The 18,447-nt window shown below is 60.2% G+C and carries 16 protein-coding genes and 1 pseudogene; all 17 read left to right on the forward strand.

Going from position 1 to position 18,447, the window contains the following annotated elements; translation table 11 throughout:
- Window position 1: 1 nt before the first annotated feature.
- A complete protein-coding gene (locus tag FBZ97_RS09015) occupies window positions 2-940 on the forward strand; it encodes an ABC transporter permease (RefSeq protein WP_113329741.1) in 939 nt (312 codons plus the stop codon).
- Window positions 937-1,788, forward strand: coding sequence for an ABC transporter permease (locus FBZ97_RS09020; RefSeq protein ID WP_145318566.1), 852 nt, complete (start codon window positions 937-939; stop codon window positions 1,786-1,788). Before FBZ97_RS09015 ends, FBZ97_RS09020 begins: the two co-directional genes overlap by 4 nt.
- Complete coding sequence (locus tag FBZ97_RS09025; protein ID WP_145318569.1) at window positions 1,785-3,488, forward strand: ABC transporter ATP-binding protein; 1,704 nt, start codon at window positions 1,785-1,787, stop codon at window positions 3,486-3,488. The genes FBZ97_RS09020 and FBZ97_RS09025 overlap by 4 nt, the downstream gene beginning before the upstream one ends.
- A 19-nt stretch (window positions 3,489-3,507) precedes the next feature.
- Window positions 3,508-5,022, forward strand: a complete 1,515-nt coding sequence (locus FBZ97_RS09030; protein ID WP_145318572.1) for an ABC transporter substrate-binding protein — start codon at window positions 3,508-3,510, stop codon at window positions 5,020-5,022.
- A 121-nt stretch (window positions 5,023-5,143) separates the two neighbouring features.
- A complete protein-coding gene (locus tag FBZ97_RS09035) occupies window positions 5,144-5,428 on the forward strand; it encodes an acylphosphatase (protein WP_145318575.1) in 285 nt (94 codons plus the stop codon).
- Between the two features lie 138 nt (window positions 5,429-5,566).
- Window positions 5,567-6,208 carry a Rieske 2Fe-2S domain-containing protein gene (locus FBZ97_RS09040; protein ID WP_145318578.1) on the forward strand — a complete coding sequence of 214 codons (642 nt, stop codon included), beginning with the start codon at window positions 5,567-5,569 and terminating at the stop codon, window positions 6,206-6,208.
- Window positions 6,208-7,053 carry an aromatic ring-hydroxylating dioxygenase subunit alpha gene (locus tag FBZ97_RS09045; protein ID WP_145319998.1) on the forward strand — a complete coding sequence of 282 codons (846 nt, stop codon included), beginning with the start codon at window positions 6,208-6,210 and terminating at the stop codon, window positions 7,051-7,053. The genes FBZ97_RS09040 and FBZ97_RS09045 overlap by 1 nt, the downstream gene beginning before the upstream one ends.
- Window positions 7,050-7,706, forward strand: coding sequence for a glutathione S-transferase family protein (locus tag FBZ97_RS09050; RefSeq protein WP_145318581.1), 657 nt, complete (start codon window positions 7,050-7,052; stop codon window positions 7,704-7,706). Before FBZ97_RS09045 ends, FBZ97_RS09050 begins: the two co-directional genes overlap by 4 nt.
- Before the next feature lie 4 nt (window positions 7,707-7,710).
- Entirely contained in the window at window positions 7,711-9,090 is a 1,380-nt protein-coding gene (locus FBZ97_RS09055) for an amidohydrolase (RefSeq protein WP_145318584.1), read from the forward strand.
- Window positions 9,091-9,112: 22 nt separating this feature from the next.
- Complete coding sequence (locus tag FBZ97_RS09060; RefSeq protein WP_145318587.1) at window positions 9,113-10,213, forward strand: BMP family ABC transporter substrate-binding protein; 1,101 nt, start codon at window positions 9,113-9,115, stop codon at window positions 10,211-10,213.
- 6 nt (window positions 10,214-10,219) lie between these two features.
- Entirely contained in the window at window positions 10,220-11,743 is a 1,524-nt protein-coding gene (locus FBZ97_RS09065; protein ID WP_145318590.1) for an ABC transporter ATP-binding protein, read from the forward strand.
- Window positions 11,740-12,840 (forward strand): ABC transporter permease, encoded by a 1,101-nt coding sequence (locus tag FBZ97_RS09070; protein ID WP_145318593.1) that lies wholly within the window; start codon window positions 11,740-11,742, stop codon window positions 12,838-12,840. Before FBZ97_RS09065 ends, FBZ97_RS09070 begins: the two co-directional genes overlap by 4 nt.
- Entirely contained in the window at window positions 12,837-13,748 is a 912-nt protein-coding gene (locus tag FBZ97_RS09075; protein ID WP_145318596.1) for an ABC transporter permease, read from the forward strand. The genes FBZ97_RS09070 and FBZ97_RS09075 overlap by 4 nt, the downstream gene beginning before the upstream one ends.
- A 201-nt stretch (window positions 13,749-13,949) precedes the next feature.
- Window positions 13,950-15,596: an ABC transporter ATP-binding protein gene (locus FBZ97_RS09080; protein WP_145318599.1), complete on the forward strand. Its 1,647-nt coding sequence runs from the start codon at window positions 13,950-13,952 to the stop codon at window positions 15,594-15,596.
- A 281-nt stretch (window positions 15,597-15,877) separates the two neighbouring features.
- A complete protein-coding gene (locus FBZ97_RS09085; RefSeq protein WP_145318602.1) occupies window positions 15,878-16,360 on the forward strand; it encodes a MarR family winged helix-turn-helix transcriptional regulator in 483 nt (160 codons plus the stop codon).
- Window positions 16,361-16,391: 31 nt separating this feature from the next.
- Window positions 16,392-17,089, forward strand: a pseudogene (locus FBZ97_RS09090) (SDR family NAD(P)-dependent oxidoreductase).
- Window positions 17,090-17,091: 2 nt separating this feature from the next.
- On the forward strand, window positions 17,092-18,423 hold the full coding sequence (locus FBZ97_RS09095; protein ID WP_145318605.1) for an FAD-binding oxidoreductase: 1,332 nt from the start codon (window positions 17,092-17,094) through the stop codon (window positions 18,421-18,423).
- Window positions 18,424-18,447: the final 24 nt, after the last annotated feature.

Below are 18,447 nucleotides of genomic sequence, written 5' to 3' on the forward strand. Positions count from 1 at the left end.
CATGCATCGCTATAGATTCGTACTGACGCGACCGCTGCAGTTCCTGCCTGTCCTCTTCGGCATCAGCGTCATCACATTCGTTCTGGTCCGCCTCATTCCCGGCGATCCCGCGCGCAATATCCTCGGCACGCGTGCCACACCGACCGCCCTTGCCAGCATCCGCGCGCAATACGGCCTCGATCAGCCGATGTGGCTGCAATATTTCTATTTCATCAGGAATCTCGGTAATGGCGAGATGGGCAAATCGATCCTCTACAAGATCGACGTGCTGCCGCTGATTTCGACGCGGATCGAACCGACCGTCTCGCTGGTCGTCTCGAGCGTCATTCTGTCGATCCTGATTGCCGTGCCGATGTCGGCGATTGCCGCACGCAATGTCGGGCGCGCACCGGATCACATCGTGCGCGTGGTCTCGACCTTCGGCATCGGCTTCCCGCCCTTCTGGCTGGGGCTGATGCTGATCATCCTGTTCAGCGTTCAACTCGGGATGCTGCCGGTCTCGGGATATGGCTCGACAATCGGCGAGAAGATCGCCCATCTCATCCTGCCAGCCCTGACGGTCGCGCTGTCGCTTTCGACCGTGCTGACGCGCAGCCTGCGGGCGGCGATGATCGAATCTCTTAAATCGGATGTGGCGACTGCGGCCCGCGCCCGGGGTATGCCTGAGGGCATCGTCTTCTGGCGGCATGTCGTGCCGAACTCGCTGGTGCCGACTATCAACCTGCTCGCCGTCAACATCGGCTGGCTGATCGGCGGCACGGTCGTCGTCGAAAGCGTCTTTGCCCTGCCCGGCATGGGTCAACTGCTGGTGCGCGCCATCTTCTCGCGCGACTACATGGTCGTTCAGGGTGTTGCGATGGTGTTTGCCTGCGCCACGGTGCTGGTCAATTTCCTCGCCGATATCGTCACGGTCGCCGTCGATCCTCGGGTGAAGCTATGAGCATCGACACAACAGCAACCGCCTCCCTCGGCTGGAACAGGTTTTTGGGGAAGCACCTGACACTGACGCTCGGCGGCGGCATCCTTCTGTTCTTCCTTCTTCTGGCAATCTTGGCGCCGCTTGTCGCGCCCTATGATCCGATCTTCCAGAATGCCGACATGCGTCTGCAAGCGCCGTCGTTCCTGCATCCGTTCGGCACGGACAATTTCGGACGAGACATTCTTTCCCGCGTCATCTGGGGTACGCGCATCGACCTGCAGATCGCCGTGATCGGCGTGCTTTTCCCCTTTCTGATCGGCACCACGGTCGGCACCATCGGCGGCTTCTTCGGCGGCATTGTCGATGCGCTCTTCATGCGCATCGTCGATATCATCCTCGCCTTCCCTTTCCTGGTGCTGATGCTGTCGATCATCGCCATTCTGGGACCGGGGCTCAGCAGCTTCTATATTGCCATGGCCCTGGTCGGCTGGGTCTCCTATGCGCGCCTGATCCGCGCGCAGATGCTGGTGCTGAAAGGCAGCGACTATGCCGTTGCCGCCGTCAGCCTCGGCTTCAGCCGGCCCAGGATCATGTTCCGCCACCTGCTGCCGAATGCCATTGCCGGCTCGATCGTCTTCTCCATGTCGGATGCCGTACTCGTGCTCCTAAGCGGGGCGGCCGTCAGCTATCTCGGCCTCGGGGTTCAGCCGCCGCTTGCCGAATGGGGCGTCATGGTGGCGGAAGGCCAAAGCTTCATCACCACGGCCTGGTGGATCACGCTGTTTCCCGGCCTTTCCATCGTCTGCCTCGCCTTCGGCTTCAGCATGCTGGGCGATGCGCTCGGCGAGCTGCTCGGGGTGCATGAATGAGCGCCCCCCTGCTCTCCGTTCGAGACCTCGTGGTGAAGGCCAACCTTGATGGCGGCACCCGCGCGCTGATCGACGGCATTTCGCTTGATCTCGGCAAGGGCGAGATTCTCGGCCTCGTCGGCGAAAGCGGCTCCGGCAAGAGCCTCCTGTGCCGTTCGCTGGTGCGTCTGCTGCCCTCGTCGCTTCTGAAAATCGAAAGCGGCTCCATTCGTCTCGAAGGGCGGGAGCTCACGGAAATCAGTGATGCCGAGATGCTTGAGGTGCGTGGCGGCGAAATCGGCATGATCTTCCAGAATCCGACAAGCCATCTCGATCCCGTCATGCGCATCGGCGACCAGATCGCCGAAGGCATCCGCTACCATCAGGGGCTCAAAACGCGCGAGGCGCGCGCAGCCGCAACCGAGATCCTCGCCCAGGTCGGCTTTCCTGATCCCGCCAGGCAGTACGACAGCTATCCGCACGAGTTTTCCGGCGGAATGCGGCAGCGCGCCATGATCGGCGTCGCACTCTCCTGCAATCCAAAGATCCTGATTGCCGATGAGCCGACGACGGCGCTCGACGTCACCATCCAGGCGCAGATCCTGCGGCTTCTGATCGACATTCGCGACAAGCGCGGGCTTTCGATCATCCTCATAACCCATGATCTCGGCATCGTCGCCCAGACCTGCGACAGGATCGCCGTCATGCGCAGCGGCCGGGTGCTCGAACAGGGTCCCAAAAGGACGATCCTCAGTCGGCCTGAAAACCCCTATACGATCGATCTGATCAACAGCCACCCTTCCCTGCCCGACGAAGCGGCAATGACGCAGCCGGAACCAACCCGGCCGAAAACGTCAGCCAAGCCGCTGCTTGAAATCGATGACCTGAGTGTAGACTTCAGGGTCGGCGGCGGCTTCTATAGGGGCAGCGGCGCAAAGACGGTCAGCGCCGTTTCCGGCGTCAGCCTGCAGATCATGCCGGGCGAAACCATCGGCATTGTGGGAGAATCCGGCAGCGGCAAGAGCACGCTTGCGCGCGCCGTTCTCGGCCTCACCCCGATTTCCTCCGGCCATGTCACTTTCGACGGCATCGATCTGACCCAGCAGAAAAGTGTCGGCCTCGCAAGGCTCCGGCGCGAAACCGCGATGGTCTTCCAGGACCCGTTCAACGCGCTCAACCCGCGCCTGACGATCGGCCAGACGCTTGCCGAAGTGCTGAAAGTCCACGGCAAGGTCGCAAAGGCCGACATCCCCGCGCGCATCGGCGAATTGCTCGATCTCGTCGGCCTGGAGCGCGAATTCGCCGATCGCAAGCCGCGCAGCATGAGCGGTGGCCAATGCCAACGTGCCGGCATTGCAAGGGCGCTTGCGGTCGATCCGAAGCTCATCATCGCCGACGAATGCGTGGCCGCCCTTGATGTCACTATCCAAGCGCAGATCATCGATCTCTTCCGTGAACTGACGCGCCGGATGAACCTGACCTTGATCTTCATCGCTCACGACCTCGCCATCGTGCGCGACCTCTGTGAGCGGACCGTCGTGATGTATCGCGGCGAGATCGTCGAGGAAGGCCGCTCGCAGGAGATCTTCTCCCGCCCGAAGCATGCCTATACCTCGGCGCTCATTGCAGCCATTCCCGATATCGATCCGGACAAGCCCTTGCATGGCGAACGCGATGCGGCACCCGCCGGGCAGACACAATCAGCCAAACGCATGCGATAACAACGAAGGGAACGAATTCATGATCAACAAATGGAAGACAATCGGGCTTGCCGCCGTCCTCGCCGGCCTGACGCTGAGCGCGAGCTATGCGGAAGCCGCCGGCGTGCTGACCATCGGTCGCCGTGAGGACTCGACGACGTTCGATCCGATCAAAACAGCGCAGAATATCGACAACTGGGTGTTCTCCAACGTTTACGACGTGCTGGTGCGCGTCGACAAGACGGGCACGAAGCTGGAGCCGGGTCTCGCGGAAAGCTGGACGACCTCGGATGACGGCTTGACCTATGTCTTCAAGATTCGCGATGCGAAATTTTCCGATGGCTCGCCGCTGACGGCTGACGATGCAGCTTTCAGCCTGCTGCGCGTCCGCGACGACAAGGCATCGCTCTGGAGCGACTCATACAAGGTGATCGATACCGCCGTCGCGACTGATCCGCACACGCTGACGATCAAGCTCAAACATGCATCGGCGCCCTTCCTTTCAACGCTGGCATTGCCGAACGCATCGGTCATCTCGAAGGCCGGGATGGAATCGATGGGGCCGGATGCCTATGCGGAAAAGCCGATCGCCTCCGGCGCCTTCTCCGTCGAGGAATGGCGCCGCGGCGATCGCATCATCCTGAAGAAGAACCCGAATTTCTGGCAGGCCGACCGCGTGAAACTCGACGGCGTCGAATGGATCTCGGTACCGGACGACAACACCCGGATGCTGAACGTGCAGGCCGGCCAGCTAGATACCGCCATTTTCGTTCCGTTCTCGCGTGTCGAAGAGCTGAAAAAGGACCCAAACCTCAACGTGCTGATCGATCCTTCCACGCGTGAGGATCACCTGCTGATCAACCACGCCCATGGCGACCTCGGCAAGAAGGAGGTCCGCCAGGCTCTGGATATGGCGATCGACAAGAAGGCGATCGTCGACGCCGTTACCTTTCATCAGGGCACCGTCGCCAATTCCTACATCCCCAAGGGCGCCTTGTATTACTATGCGGATAATCCGCAACGCCCCTACGATCCGGAAAAGGCCAAGCAGATGCTTTCAGCGGCCGGCGTCTCCAATCTCACGTTAAAATACCTCATTCGCGCCGGCGATGAAGTGGATGAACAGACGGCCGTGCTGGTCCAGCAGCAACTCGCCAAGGCCGGCATTACCGCCGACCTGCAAAAGGTGGACCCCAGTCAGGAATGGGACATGACCATCGCTGGCGACTACGACATTTCCGTCAATTACTGGACCAACGATATTCTCGATCCGGACCAGAAGACGACCTTCGTTCTCGGCCACGATTCCAACAACAACTACATGACCAACTACAAGAACGACGCGGTAAAGGACCTCGTCGCCAAGGCGCGGCTGGAGCTGGATCCGAAGAAGCGCGAGCAGATGTATATCGATCTGCAGAAGATGGCGAAGGACGACGTCAACTGGATCGACCTCTATTACAGCCCCTATATCAACGTCGCGCGCAAGAATATCGATAATTTCCATCAAAACCCGCTTGGCCGCTTCTTCCTGGAAGACACCGTCAAGAATTGACACAGCCTCTAGCTCCGCTGTCCACAGGGACGGCGGAGCATTGTTTTCGGAGATGCCCCCTTTCGCAAACCCATGAAGCGGTTATTCTGTCATCTTGATGCAAGGCAGGGATCATTGGCGAATGCACGTGCCGCAAGGTGAACTTCGAGAGCGCATGACGATACTGGGTGACCTTAACGCAGCCTCATTCGTCCCGTGGATCCGGCGTCACGCCAACAAGCTCGGACTTGCGCAGACATTCTTCCATTCCGATGCGGCCCGGATCGAACTTGAGGTCACCGGACCTGTGGAACTGATCGACATGCTGGAAATGGGCTGCTCACTCGGTCCGATCGACGTCTGGGTTGAGGGGATTCAACGCAGGGTCATGAATGGGCCGGAAACATCGCATCTTAGGAATTCCTGATCTATTGCCTTTTATTTAATCATTGTTGCCAATGCGAATTATTTATGCAAAATCTTTGAACGCTAAGGGGATGCAGGCATCAGTGCCTGCCTATGACCAGTGGCGCTAAGCCATTGGTGAAATTAGAGAGTTGAGACCATGCCATTTGATGGGGCCGGATCCTGGGCGCCAGTCGCCCTTTCCTCCGATCTGCCACCAGGAACCGTCATACCGGCCTGGACATCGGTTGGCCCGATTGCTCTATGGCGCAGTCAGTCGGGTCGCGCAACCGCATCATCCGATCGCTGTCCGCATCGCGGAATGAGCTTGTCACATGGCTTCGTCCGCGGCGAGGCACTCTCCTGCATCTACCACGGGTGGAGCTATTCGCCGTCAGGCGGATGTATTCGCATTCCGGCCCATCCCGATCTCGTTCCGCCGGAAACCATCCGCGTCGCCGTCCAGCAAGTGGAAGAAGCGGATGGTGTTCTATGGGTGGCAATCGGACAACCGGCAACACCGCCTCCTCAGCTCGAGGAATTCATCCCGCTGCGCTCCCTGATCGTTGAAACGGGCGTCGCGGAGATCGAAGCTGCGGCAGGGGCAAAGAATGATGCAAGGGGGCTGGTTCGCCTACCTCAATTTCCTTGGATCGGGCTGCTGCTGGCACCTCAGGGAAAACATACGCTCCTTCTTCTCTTGATCGATAGGGATCGCAGCCCGGCAGACCGCATTGCGGCATCCCGGATTGTCGAATCCATCCGCCGTGCCGCGGAAGAGCGCCAAAGGGAGAATGCATGATGAATGGCGGCGCGATGATCGATGAATGGTATCCGGTCGGCCTTTTCAGCCAGCTCAGCGAGAAGGGAAGCAAGACCTGGCTGATGGGCGAGGCGATCGAGGTCGCGCGCGATCAGGATGGCAATGCGCGTGTGACGACCGCCGAGGGAAGAGCCCTCCCCATCCGCGTCCGGTATGGCCATGTCTGGTCCTCCCTCGGAAACCCGGAGAAAGAACTTTTTGCCATTCCTGAGGCCGATCAGCCGGGCCGGCGCTTCGTCGATGTCGGCGTGGTCCGCGTGCGCTGTTCGCCGCTTCGCGCCGTGGAGAACTTTCTCGACATCGCGCATTTTCCCTTCGTCCATACTGACATCCTCGGTGCGGAACCACATACGGAGGTCGAAAATTACAAGGTCGAGATCCGTGAGGGTGTGGATGAAGTCTGGGCAACGCAGGTGAAGTTCTACCAGCCGCAGGCTGCAAAATCCGCGACCGGCGGCATTACGACCGAATATATGTACCGCGTGCCGGCCCCGACCTGTTCGGTCCTCTACAAGACATGCCCTCCGCGCCCCAGCGAATGGGACGTCATCACCTTATTCGTCCAGCCTCTTGCCGAAGACCTATGCGACGTATGGCCCTGGATGGCGCTCTTCGATGATGAAACGCCGATGACCGATCTCATCCACTTTCAACAGACGATCTTCCTGCAGGATCGTTCGATCCTCGAAAACCAGATACCCGCGCTTCTTCCGCTCGATCCCGGCATGGAAATTCCAACAAGGGCCGACCTCACCTCGGTCGCCTACCGGCGATGGCTCAAGCGCCACAACTATACCTACGGCGCACAGTTGGTCGCACAATGAAGCTCTACGATTATGTTCTATCGCCGAGTTGCTACAAGATCCGGCTGATGGCCGCGATCCTCGGCATCAAGCTCGAAATCCGGCCAGTCGATTTCCATCCCGGCGCGGAGCATCGCGGGCCGGAGCTTCTGGCGCTCAATTCGGCGGGATCGATCCCGATCCTCGAGGATGGCGATCTCGTGCTGACCGAATCCTCGGCGATGCTTGCCTATCTCGCCGCCAATGCCGCGCCGCAATGGCTGGGCCGGAGTTTGCCGCAGGAAACAGCACGCGTGCAGCAATGGCTTTCCTTTTCGCATCGCCTGACAGCCAATCTTGGCGGCGCGCGGCTCCACGAAATGCTCCTGCGACCGGGTGACATCAAGGTTCTACAGGCTCAAGGGATTGCTGCCCTGCGCGAGCTCGAAGCGGGCCTCTTCGAACAGCGCGAGCGCGGCATGCGGTTTCTTGCGGCAAGTGAGCCGACGATCGCCGATATCGCCTGCTTTCCCTATGTCGCGCTTGCGCCTGACGGCGGCATCCCGCTTGATCCCTATCCCTTGATCCGCCTCTGGATGCGCGCCATCCGCAGCCTGCCCGGTTTCATCGAAATGCCCGGCATTCACCGCCTGCACGAGCTGAAACCCGATCCGCATCCGGCAGCAGAGGCATGATGGAATGACCGGTTATCTCCTGAAGAATTGCGCTGCAGTTATCGTCGATGAGGGCAATGGGCCGAGCTTGCGCCGGAACGTCGACCTGCTCACCAAGGGCTCGGCGATCCAGGCGATTGGCGAAAACCTGTCGTTGAACGGCTTACCCGAAGGAACGGCAGTCCAGGACGCATCTGGCTGGTTCGTCTATCCGGGGCTCGTCAACACCCATCACCACTTCTTTCAGTGTTTCGTGCGCAACCGGGCCGACCTCGACTGGACGAAGCTTTCGGTCATCGAATGGCTCGACCGGATCTATCCGATCTTCTCACGGCTGACGGAAGACTGTTTCTATCATTCTTCGGTCACCGCCATGGCCGAGATGATCAAGCATGGCTGCACGACCGCCTTCGACCATCAATATTGCTTTCCCCGCCATGCGGGCAAGCGCCTGATCGATCGACAGTTCGAGGCGGCGGAATTGCTCGGAATGCGCTTTCACGCAGGCCGTGGCGGCAACACCCTGCCGAAGTCCGAGGGGTCGACGATTCCTGATGCCATGCTCGAAACCACCGACGAATTCATCGCCGACTGCGCGCGGCTGATCGATAGCTATCACGATGCCAGCCCCTTCAGCATGCGCCAGGTGGTTGTCGCACCTTGCCAGCCGGTCAATTGCTATCGTGAAACCTTCGTCGAGTCGGTCGCGCTGGCGCGTGATCGCCGCGTTCAGCTGCATACCCATGTCGGCGAAGGCGAAAGCCCTGTCATCGAGGCGCGGCATGGCATGCGCACGGTCGATTACTGCGCCGAATTGGGCTTTGCCGGTCCCGACACCTTCTATGCCCATTGCTGGGAACTGACGCATGACGAGTTGCGCAAGATGGCGGCAAGCGGCACCGGCGTTTCCCATTGCCCCGAGCCGGTTTATCTTGTCGGCGCCGAAGTGACCGATATTCCGGCGATGCAGGCTTTCGCCCTGCGTATCGGCCTCGGCTGCGACGGAGCCGCATCGAACGACAACTCCAACCTCATGCACTGCATCCATTCCGCCTACATGCTGCAATGCCTGACAGCCTCGACGCGCGCGCACGCCGTTCCTGCCCCGCTTGACTTCCTGCGATATGCGACAAGCGGAGGCGCAAGCCTGCTCGGACGCACAGATATCGGGCGACTTGCCCCGGGTATGGCCGCCGACCTATTCGCTATCGATACGCGGCGGATGGATTATGTCGGCACACGGCATGACCCGCTGAGCCTGATTGCGAAGGTCGGGATCGGCATGCCGACCGATCTGACCATGATCAACGGACGCATCGTCTGGCAAAAGGGTGAATTCACCGGACTGGATGAGGCCGCGCTGTTTGCGGCGGCCGAGGCGGCACTTGCAACAGTAGAATTCTGAAAAGCCAAAAAGGGGAACTGGGATGCAGAAGAATCTGACCCGCAGAACATTGATGAAGAGCGCGGCCGTCGCAGGCCTCGCAACGGCCTTTACCGGTCGCTCCGCCTTTGCCGCCGCCGAACCGCTCGGCATTACGCTCGTCGTGCCCTCGCCGATCGGCGATGTCGGCTGGGGTCATGCGCTGGCCGCGGGCCTCGATCCGATCAAGGCCGCCTATGGCGACAAGGTTAAGGTCACCGTGATCGAGAACATCGCCGAAGGCCCGGATGCGGATCGCATCATGAACAAGACAGTCGCCGACGGAAACCACTTCCTGATCGCCGGCTCCTTCGGCTATCAGAACGGCGCGCTTCAGATTGCCCGCCGCAACCCGAAGGTGACCGTCCTGCACGCCTCCGGCTTCCAGGTCGCCCCGAATTTCTCGCCCTTCGCCGCCAAGTATTTCCAGGGAACCTACCTGCTCGGCATGGCAGCGGCCGCCGTTTCCAAGACCGGCAAGCTCGGTTCGGTTTCCGCATTCGCCATTCCCGAATTGATCACGTCGATCAACGCCTTCACGCTTGGCGCGCAGGCCGTCAAGCCTGATATCGAGGTATCGGTCGTCTGGGTCAATTCCTGGTTCGATCCGGCCAAGGAACAAGAGGCCGCCAAAGCTTTGATCTCGCAAGGCTGCGATGTAATCTTCTCGAACGCACAGGATACGCCTTCGGTCATTTCAGCCTGCGAGGAAGCCGGTGTCTACGCCTTCAATCTGAACTCCTCGATGAAGAAATATGCGCCGAAAACCTATCTCGGCTGCGTGTCCACGGACTGGTCGCCCTTCTTCAAGGCATCGGTCGATGCCCATCTCGCGGGCACCTTCAAGGGTGCCAATGCTTTCCTCGGCGTCGCGGACAAGGTCGTCGAAGTCGTCGACTGGAGCCCGGCAATTCCGGCCGACACCATGGCCAAGATCAAGCAAGTCGAAGCGAAGATCGCCAGCGGCGGCTTTTCGCCATTCACCGGCCCGATCACCAAGGCCGATGGCAGCGAAGGAGCGGCTTCGGGCGCGACACTGACGGATGCCCAGATCGTGGCAATGGACTGGCATGTCAAAGGTGTGAAGACGCCTTTGCCGAAGTAAATCCAAATGACCATTCCGCTGCTGTCGCTGCGCGGCATCTCCAAAAGCTACGGCCAGGTCCATGCCAACAAGCATATCGATCTGGACGTAGCCCCGGGCTCGATCCATGCCATCCTCGGAGAGAATGGCGCAGGCAAATCGACGCTGATGAAGCTGATCTACGGCGTCGAACAACCGGATGATGGGACCATTGCCTGGCATGGAAAGCCCTTGAGCCTTGCCTCCCCTGCGGAGGCGAGGCGTACTGGCATCGGGATGGTCTTTCAGCATTTCTCGCTGTTCGAGAGCCTGACGGTCGTCGAGAATATTCGCCTGATCGTCTCCGGCAGCAGGGCCGAGCTTGCGCAGCGCATCCGCGCCCTGGGAGATGAATTCGGTCTCGAAGTCGATCCGCTCGCCCATGTGCACGAACTGTCGGTCGGCGAGCGGCAGCGGGTGGAGATCATCCGGTGCCTGATGACCGATCCGAAGCTGCTGATCCTCGACGAGCCGACTTCGGTGCTGCCGCCGCAAGCCGTCGAGAAGCTGTTCGACACGCTGCGCCGGCTGCGCGATCGCGGCGTGTCGATCCTCTTCATCTCGCATAAGCTGGAAGAAATCCAATCCCTGTGCGACCGGGCTACGATCCTGCGCGGCGGACACGTGACCGGGCATGTGGATCCGCGCGAACACGACGCCCATGATCTCGCCCGCATGATGATCGGCCGCGATATGCCGGAAGCGATACCGGCCTTGACTTTGGCCGAGGGTGAAAAGCGCCTGGAAATCATCGGCCTCGACTACCGGCCGGACGATCCCTTTGGCATGCCGCTCTCCATGATCAGCCTGACGGTGCGCAGCGGCGAGATTCTGGGAATCGCCGGCATTTCCGGGAATGGGCAAAAGGAGCTTGCCTCCCTGATTTCCGGGGAAACGCCCCTACCCCGAGACAAGCGCGATCAGATCTTCATGATGGGGCAGGATGTCGGCAGCCTCGACGCCGCCAGCCGCCGGAAGCTTGGCTTTGCCTTTGTCCCGGAAGACCGGCTCGGGCATGGCGCCGTTCCCGAAATGTCCTTAACGCTCAACAGCTTACTGACGGCCCATCCCTTGAAGCTTGTCAGGCATGGTTTCATCGACAAAGCGAAGGCTACGGATTTCGCAAACGAGTGCATCCGGGATTATGACGTGCGCACGCGCGGTCCAGAGGCTGAAGCCGGGTCGCTTTCCGGGGGAAACCTGCAGAAGTTCATCGTCGGCCGCGAAATCATGCTCGCCCCGAAACTGCTGTTTCTTGCGCAACCAACCTGGGGCGTGGATGTCGGCGCGGCTTCCGCCATTCGCAAGCGACTGATCGAGCTGCGCAATCAAGGCATGGCAATTCTCGTCATATCGGAAGAGCTCGAGGAATTGTTCGAGCTTAGCGACGTCATTCAGGTCCTTTACCACGGCACGCTGAGCCTGCCACTCGTGACCCGCGATACAAAAGCTGAAGATATCGGTCGATACATGATCGGCGCACAGCCCCAAGGCGAAAAGGCATTCGCATGAGCCGTTCCTTTTCTGCAATCCTTCCCAGCTTTGTCCGCCGCGATCGAGCCTCGTTCGCCGCAAAGCTGCTCGCGCCGCCGATCGCCCTCATCGTCACCATCGCACTCAATCTCGGCCTCTATGTCGCGATGGGCCGTGATCCGATGGCGGTGATCTATGCCATGCTGATCGAACCATTCGTCTCCTGGGCCTCATTCTCGGAAGTATTGCTCAAGACTGGCCCCCTGCTTCTGATTGCACAGGGTCTCGCAATCGGCTTTCGCGCGAAGGTCTTCAATATCGGCGCTGAGGGCCAATTCATTCTTGGCGCAATCTTCGCCTCCGCCATACCCATCTGGATGCCGCAGGCAACGGGCCAATGGATATGGCCGGCAATGCTGCTGCTCGGCACTCTCGGCGGTGCTCTATGGGCGTCTCTCACCGCCTTCTGGCGCGTCAGGCTCAATGCCAATGAAATCCTCGTCTCATTGATGCTGAGCTTCGTTGCCGCGCAATTGCTCAACTATCTTCTTCTCGGCCCATGGAAAGATCCCGGCGGCTTCAATTTCCCGCAATCGGTCATGTTCCAGTACGACGCAATGGTGCCGATCCTGTTCGAGGGAACCCGCGTCAATGTCTCGCTTATCCTTGCCGTCGGCCTGTCGATCGCGGCGTGGATCTTCATGCAGAAGAGCTTCGCCGGGTATAAATTGCAGGTCGGCGGACTGGCTCCCCGGGCGGCAAGCTATTCCGGTTTCAAGGAGAGCTGGGCAATCTGGCTGTCGCTGATCATTGGCGGAGCGGCCGCCGGACTTGCGGGTGCCGCTGAAGTTGCCGGACCGCTTGGCCAGCTGCAGCGTTCGATCTCGACCGGATATGGATACGCGGCAATCATCGTTGCCTATCTTGGCGGCCTCAATCCAATCGGCATCGTCATCTCCGCGATCATCATGGCAGCGCTCTATATCGGTGGCGATAACGCCATGGTCTCCGCCAATCTGCCGATTGCAGCCGTCCGCGTGTTCCAGGGCAGTCTGCTCCTCATCTATCTCATCGCGGTGGCTTTCGTGCGGTATCGCATCGTCTGGCGCCGCGTGCCCATCCGGAGCGCATCATGAGCGCCGTCGAGTTCATTCTAGCCGGCATGCTGGCAGCCGCAACGCCATTTCTGCTGGCAGCCCTGGGCGAGCTTGTTGCTGAGCGCGCCGGTGTCTTGAACCTCGGCGTAGAGGGCTTGATGGCCGTTGGCGCCGTCATCGCGTTCATTGTCGTTTATCATGGCGGCGGTCATCTTCTTGCCTTCCTTGCGGCCGGTCTCGGAAGTGCACTCCTCTCCATGATTTTTGCCGCTATCACACTGGGCTTCAACGCAAACCAGGTTGCTGCCGGTCTTGCCCTCGGCATTCTCGGCCAGGGCCTCTCGGCACTATTCGGCAAGAGTTATGAGAGCCTGACCGTCACCACCTTGCCAAAGATCGCAATTCCCGGGCTTTCACAAATTCCAATCGTCGGGGGCCTCTTCAGCCAGGATATCGTCGTCTGGATCTCGCTTGTCGTGACCGTCGGCATATGGGCGATGTTTGCCTATAGCAAGGTCGGTCTTATTCTTCGCGCCGTCGGCGAAAATCCGAAAGCTGCGCATGCTATCGGCTATCCCATTGTCTCGATCCGCTTCGCGGCAGTTGCGTTTGGCGGCATGATGGCAGGCTTTGCCGGCGCTTACGCCTCCACGATCTATACGCCGCTCTGGGCGGACGGCATGATCGCCGGGCGGGGCTGGATTGCCATTGCCCTCGTTGTCTTTGGAACCTGGCTGACATCCAGGATTTTCCTGGGCGCCTGCCTGTTCGGTGCGGTGTCGCTGATGGGTCTTGCGGCGCAGGCGAGCGGGCTCGCAATTTCCTCGCAATTGCTCGCATGCCTGCCCTATCTCGTGACGATCATCGTCCTTGGCATCATCTCCGTCGATCGCCGGCTCCTGAAGCTGAATGGTGTCGCCTCACTCGGCGAACCGTTTGAACGATAGCAAATGTGCATAGGCGGAGATTTCCATATCCACAGGTTGCTGCGACTGATCGCTTGAAGCGCGGGTGGACGGCAAAAATCTGCCGATTAATTTCCTTCGCTTGCCTTGAAGGCAGCAATACCGGCATTCTTCTTGCTTCTGGCATTTCGTCAGCACTCCCTGAGAGGGCGTGTTCGCTGGTTCAGAGCAAGGAGGCTTTCCATGATCCCATCCGATACTCAAGATAGAGTCCTGCCGAACGGGCCGGTACTTTCCGTGCGCGGTCTGACGGTCAGCCTCCCGAAGAACATGGAACGCGTGCATGCCGTGCAGGATATCACCTTCGACCTCATGCAAGGCGAGATCCTTTGCATCATCGGTGAATCCGGTTCGGGGAAATCGGTGACCGCGAATGCGATCATGGGCCTGCTGCCATCCATCATAAAGGTAACGGCGGGTACGATCCGCTTCAAGGGCGTGGACCTCGTAAGCGCCGACGCTGCCACCCTTCAAAGCCTGAGGGGACGAGCCGTTTCGATCATTTTCCAGGACCCGCTCTCGGCACTCAATCCACTGATGACGATCGGCGACCAGATCATCGAGGTTCTCGATGCTCACAAGATCGGCACGCCGGAAAGCCGGCGGCAGAAGGTGAAGGAACTGCTCCGCGAAGTCGGCCTGCCAGATCCGGATCTTCTCCAGCATCAATATCCCTTCCGGCTGTCCGGCGGGCAGCGGCAGCGCGTGATGATCGCCATGGCGCTGGCGCTCGATCCGGATGTGCTGATCGCCGACGAACCGACCACTGCATTGGACGTGACGACGCAGGCCCAGATCCTCGAATTGATCCGCAAGATACAGGCGCGCAAGAAGATGAGCGTCATGTTCATCACCCATGATTTCGGGGTGGTCGCCGAGATTGCCGACAGGGTGATCGTCATGGAGAAGGGGCATCTTGTCGAACAGGGACCGGCGGCCCAGGTGCTGAATGCGCCTGTTCATCCCTATACGCAGCGTCTTATTGCGGCCGTTCCCCGCATGACGACCGCCGGTCGCGAAACCATTGCCGAAGCGCCCGTGGTGCTGGAAGTCGATAAGCTCAACAAGACCTATCGAGCGGGAAGCGGCTTCCTGTCGAAATCGCGGACCGTGCAGGCGGTCAACGACGTCAGCTTCTCGATCCGCAAGGGACGCACAATGGGTGTAGTCGGTGAATCAGGCTCCGGAAAATCCTCGCTCGGCCGCGTCCTGTTGAAGCTTTTGAGCTCGGACAGCGGTCGGATTCTCTTCGATGGCCGCGATATCGCTCCGTTGTCAGACGACGAGTTCCGGCCATTGCGTCCTTATATACAGATGATCTTTCAAGACCCATTCGCCTCGCTAAACCCGCGCCATACGATCGGCCGCATTCTCACCGTTGGACCGATGGCGCACGGCCTGTCGATGCAAGAGGCCAAGGCGAAGGCGCTGCGTCTTCTCAAGCGCGTCGGCCTCGACGAAGGTGCCTTTGACCGCTTTCCCCATGAGTTCTCCGGTGGCCAGCGCCAGCGCATCGGTATCGCCCGCGCCTTGATGTTCGACCCTGTGCTGCTGGTGGCTGACGAGGCAGTCTCCGCTCTCGACGTCTCGATCCAGGCGCAAATCCTCAAGCTTCTTGCCGAAATCCAGCAGGATACCAAGGTCGCGATGATCTTCATCACCCACGACCTGCGCGTCGCCAGCCAGATCTGTGACGAAGTCGCCGTCATGTACAAGGGCGAGATCGTCGAATGTGGCCCGCCTTCGCAGATCTTCCGTGCGCCGGCTCATGCCTATACCCAAAACCTGTTGGCTGCCATCCCCGGCGGCGACTGGGAAGCGGTCGGCTAAACGTCCACCAACGAGGCATAGCGGCGCCGAATGCGGCCCGCTTCTGCTTAATTACCACCATTCGTGCGCGCGCCAGCGGCGATTGATGCCTGAGAAACCGGCAGTCTTCCGCACTGATTATTTTTTATCTGATTGGGCGAAAAAATAGTTGCATTTATCCACTATCCGTCCTTTCATGAGCATGAAATTTCCAGCGACGATCCGCCGCAGACGATCATGGACCTGCCACGCATTAGGGGTGGCGGGAACGATGTTTCGTTGCCTTTCAAAGGTTCCGAGCCATGCCGCCGACCAAGGCCCCGCCAATTTCCGTCAAGGACATCGATATCGACGTCCTGGAGGATACGCTGAGCTTTTATATCCGCAGCATCAATCTTGCCGTCTCGCGCGATCTGGACGAGAAGCTGGAAGGTCTGGACGTCGCCCGCGGAACGGGAAAGATCACTACCCTGTTCCTGGTTGACGACAATCCGGGAATCCGGCCTTCCACCATCGCGCAAATCATCCTGAAAGACCGCTCGGCGACCGGCAGGCTGATCGAACAGATGGAAGCACATGATCTCCTTACGCGCGAGACGTCGGCGGACGACAGCCGCGCCCAGGAACTCTACATCACGGAAAAAGGTCACGAACTGGCAAAACGTGTGCGTGCCATCGTCACCAAGCAATCACGCGAATTCTTTTCCGACATCACCGACGAAGAACACAGGCTCCTGATCGACATCCTGCGCCGGATTTACCGGCGCATCGTGGCGCAATCGTGAGCCGGCAAACCATGGGAGAGCAGACATGGGCATGAGTGACGAGCGTGTCGCAATGATATCCGGTGCCAGCCGGGGATCGGCGCCGCACTCGCCGAGGAACTTGCCGCCAAGGGATGGCGGCTCTCGCTCGGCATGCGCCGTCCTGAAATGCCCGCCTGGGCAGACCCTGCGCACGTTAGCGCCTTTGCCTATGATGCCATCGATACGGACGCATCCGATCGCTGGGTGGAAGAGACGCTTCGCACCTTCGGGCGCATCGACGCGATCGTCGCCAATGCCGGCATTGGCATCGCAAAGACGGTGATCGAAGCCGATGATGCCGACCTCGACGATCTGCTCGAGGTGAACGTCAAGGCACCGCGAAGACTTGCAAAATCCGCGTGGAGCGCCCTTGCGTCAAGCGGTCGCGGCCGGGTCATCGTCGTCGCTTCGCTTTCGGGAAAGCGGGTGAAGTCCGCGAATTCCGGTCTTTATGCCGTCTCGAAATTCGCGGCGGTCGCGCTGGCCCATGCCATACGCCACACCGGCTTTGAACTTGGCATCCGCGCTACCGCCATCTGCCCCGGCTTCGTCGCGACCGACATGGCGCGCGGGCTTACGAGCAAGCCCGATAGCGAGATGACCGATCCGCGCGACCTCGCCCGCATCATCTCCATGCTGATGGAGCTGCCGAACGAGGCAAGCGTTGCCGAATTTACCATCAATTGCCAGTTAGAGGAGTCCTTCTGACCATGCCCGGCCCCTATGTTGTGCCCGTTCACGGGGATGCGGAACTGCCCAAGGAAGTCGACGTCGTCGTCATCGGCGGTGGCATCATCGGCACCTCGACGACGCTGGAACTTGCCGAACGGGGTCTGCGGGTCGCGCTTTGCGAGAAGGGCGGCATCGGCCAGGAACAATCGAGCCGCAACTGGGGTTGGGTGCGCATTTCCAGGCGCGATCCGCGCGAAGTGCCCCTCATGGCGGAGGCCCTGCGCATCTGGAGCACGCTCGACAGACGTACCGGCCGCGACACCGGCTACAAGCGCGCCGGCATCATCTTCACCTGCGCGGATGACAAGCAATATGCCGATCATGAGCGCTGGAATCGCAATCTGGAAGGCTACCAGCTGGAAAGCCGCATGATCAGCGGCGCCGAATTCAAGAACCTCTTTCCCGGTACGCAGATGGAGCTCAAGGGTGCGCTCTTTACCGCCGCCGACGGCCGTGCCGAGCCGCAGCGTGCCGCCCCCGCCATTGCCGAGGCCGCCCGCGACAAGGGAGCCTCCATTCTGACCGAATGCGCCGTGCGCGGTATCGAGACAGCCGGCGGCCGCATCTCCGGCGTCATCACGGAACGTGGTCCCATCGCCTGCAAGGCCGTCGTGCTTGCCGGCGGCGCCTGGTCGAGCCTGTTTGCCGGCATGTTCGGGCTCGATCTGCCGCAGTTGAAGGTGATGAATTCCGTCTTGCGCACCAAGCCGCTAGAAGGCGGCCCCGAGCAAGCCATCTGGGCGAGCGGCTTTGCCCTGCGCAAGCGTCAGGATGGCGGCTACACCATCGCTTCGGGCCATGAGAACATCGTGGACATCGTACCGAGCTCCTTCCGCTACGCCGGCAAGTTCCTGCCGGCGCTGAAAAAGGAGTGGCGCTCGCTGAACTTCCGCGTTTCCGGCCGGTTCTTCGACGAAGCGCGCATTCCCAATCGGTGGGCGATGGACGAGGCAAGCCCCTTCGAATATTGCCGCGTTCTCGACCCCAAACCCTCCACCAAGCTTTCGAATGCGGCGCTCGCCAACCTCAAGAAAGCCTTTCCGGTTTTCGAGAAGGCCGAGATCGCTCAGCGCTGGGCAGGTTATATCGACGTGACACCGGATGCCGTGCCGGTGATCGATGCGATCGACAGCATTCCGGGCTTTCATATCGCCACCGGCTTTTCCGGCCACGGCTTCGGCATCGGGCCTGCGGCCGGACGATTGATGGCCGACATCGTCACCGGCAAGCCGCCAGTGGTGGATCGCAAGAACTTCCGCTTTTCCCGCTTCCATGACGGTTCGAAGATCGAACTGATCAGTGGTTTCTGACCTCTCCGAACCAAGCAGACAATA

The sequence above is a fragment of the Rhizobium sp. ERR 942 genome (genome assembly GCF_007828395.1).
Classification (GTDB): Bacteria; Pseudomonadota; Alphaproteobacteria; order Rhizobiales; family Rhizobiaceae; genus Rhizobium; species Rhizobium dioscoreae.

Excerpts from the sequence above, each read along its gene's own strand:
- FBZ97_RS09045 (WP_145319998.1), top strand. The coding sequence starts at position 6,208 with ATGAATGGCGGCGCGATGATCGATGAATGGTATCCGGTCGGCCTTTTC.
- FBZ97_RS09050 (WP_145318581.1), top strand. The coding sequence starts at position 7,050 with ATGAAGCTCTACGATTATGTTCTATCGCCGAGTTGCTACAAGATCCGG.
- FBZ97_RS09035 (WP_145318575.1), top strand. The coding sequence starts at position 5,144 with ATGCACGTGCCGCAAGGTGAACTTCGAGAGCGCATGACGATACTGGGT.
- FBZ97_RS09065 (WP_145318590.1), top strand. The coding sequence starts at position 10,220 with ATGACCATTCCGCTGCTGTCGCTGCGCGGCATCTCCAAAAGCTACGGC.
- FBZ97_RS09040 (WP_145318578.1), top strand. The coding sequence starts at position 5,567 with ATGCCATTTGATGGGGCCGGATCCTGGGCGCCAGTCGCCCTTTCCTCC.
- FBZ97_RS09015 (WP_113329741.1), top strand. The coding sequence starts at position 2 with ATGCATCGCTATAGATTCGTACTGACGCGACCGCTGCAGTTCCTGCCT.
- FBZ97_RS09055 (WP_145318584.1), top strand. The coding sequence starts at position 7,711 with ATGACCGGTTATCTCCTGAAGAATTGCGCTGCAGTTATCGTCGATGAG.
- FBZ97_RS09060 (WP_145318587.1), top strand. The coding sequence starts at position 9,113 with ATGCAGAAGAATCTGACCCGCAGAACATTGATGAAGAGCGCGGCCGTC.
- FBZ97_RS09085 (WP_145318602.1), top strand. The coding sequence starts at position 15,878 with ATGCCGCCGACCAAGGCCCCGCCAATTTCCGTCAAGGACATCGATATC.
- FBZ97_RS09025 (WP_145318569.1), top strand. The coding sequence starts at position 1,785 with ATGAGCGCCCCCCTGCTCTCCGTTCGAGACCTCGTGGTGAAGGCCAAC.
- FBZ97_RS09070 (WP_145318593.1), top strand. The coding sequence starts at position 11,740 with ATGAGCCGTTCCTTTTCTGCAATCCTTCCCAGCTTTGTCCGCCGCGAT.
- FBZ97_RS09080 (WP_145318599.1), top strand. The coding sequence starts at position 13,950 with ATGATCCCATCCGATACTCAAGATAGAGTCCTGCCGAACGGGCCGGTA.
- FBZ97_RS09095 (WP_145318605.1), top strand. The coding sequence starts at position 17,092 with ATGCCCGGCCCCTATGTTGTGCCCGTTCACGGGGATGCGGAACTGCCC.
- FBZ97_RS09075 (WP_145318596.1), top strand. The coding sequence starts at position 12,837 with ATGAGCGCCGTCGAGTTCATTCTAGCCGGCATGCTGGCAGCCGCAACG.
- FBZ97_RS09030 (WP_145318572.1), top strand. The coding sequence starts at position 3,508 with ATGATCAACAAATGGAAGACAATCGGGCTTGCCGCCGTCCTCGCCGGC.
- FBZ97_RS09020 (WP_145318566.1), top strand. The coding sequence starts at position 937 with ATGAGCATCGACACAACAGCAACCGCCTCCCTCGGCTGGAACAGGTTT.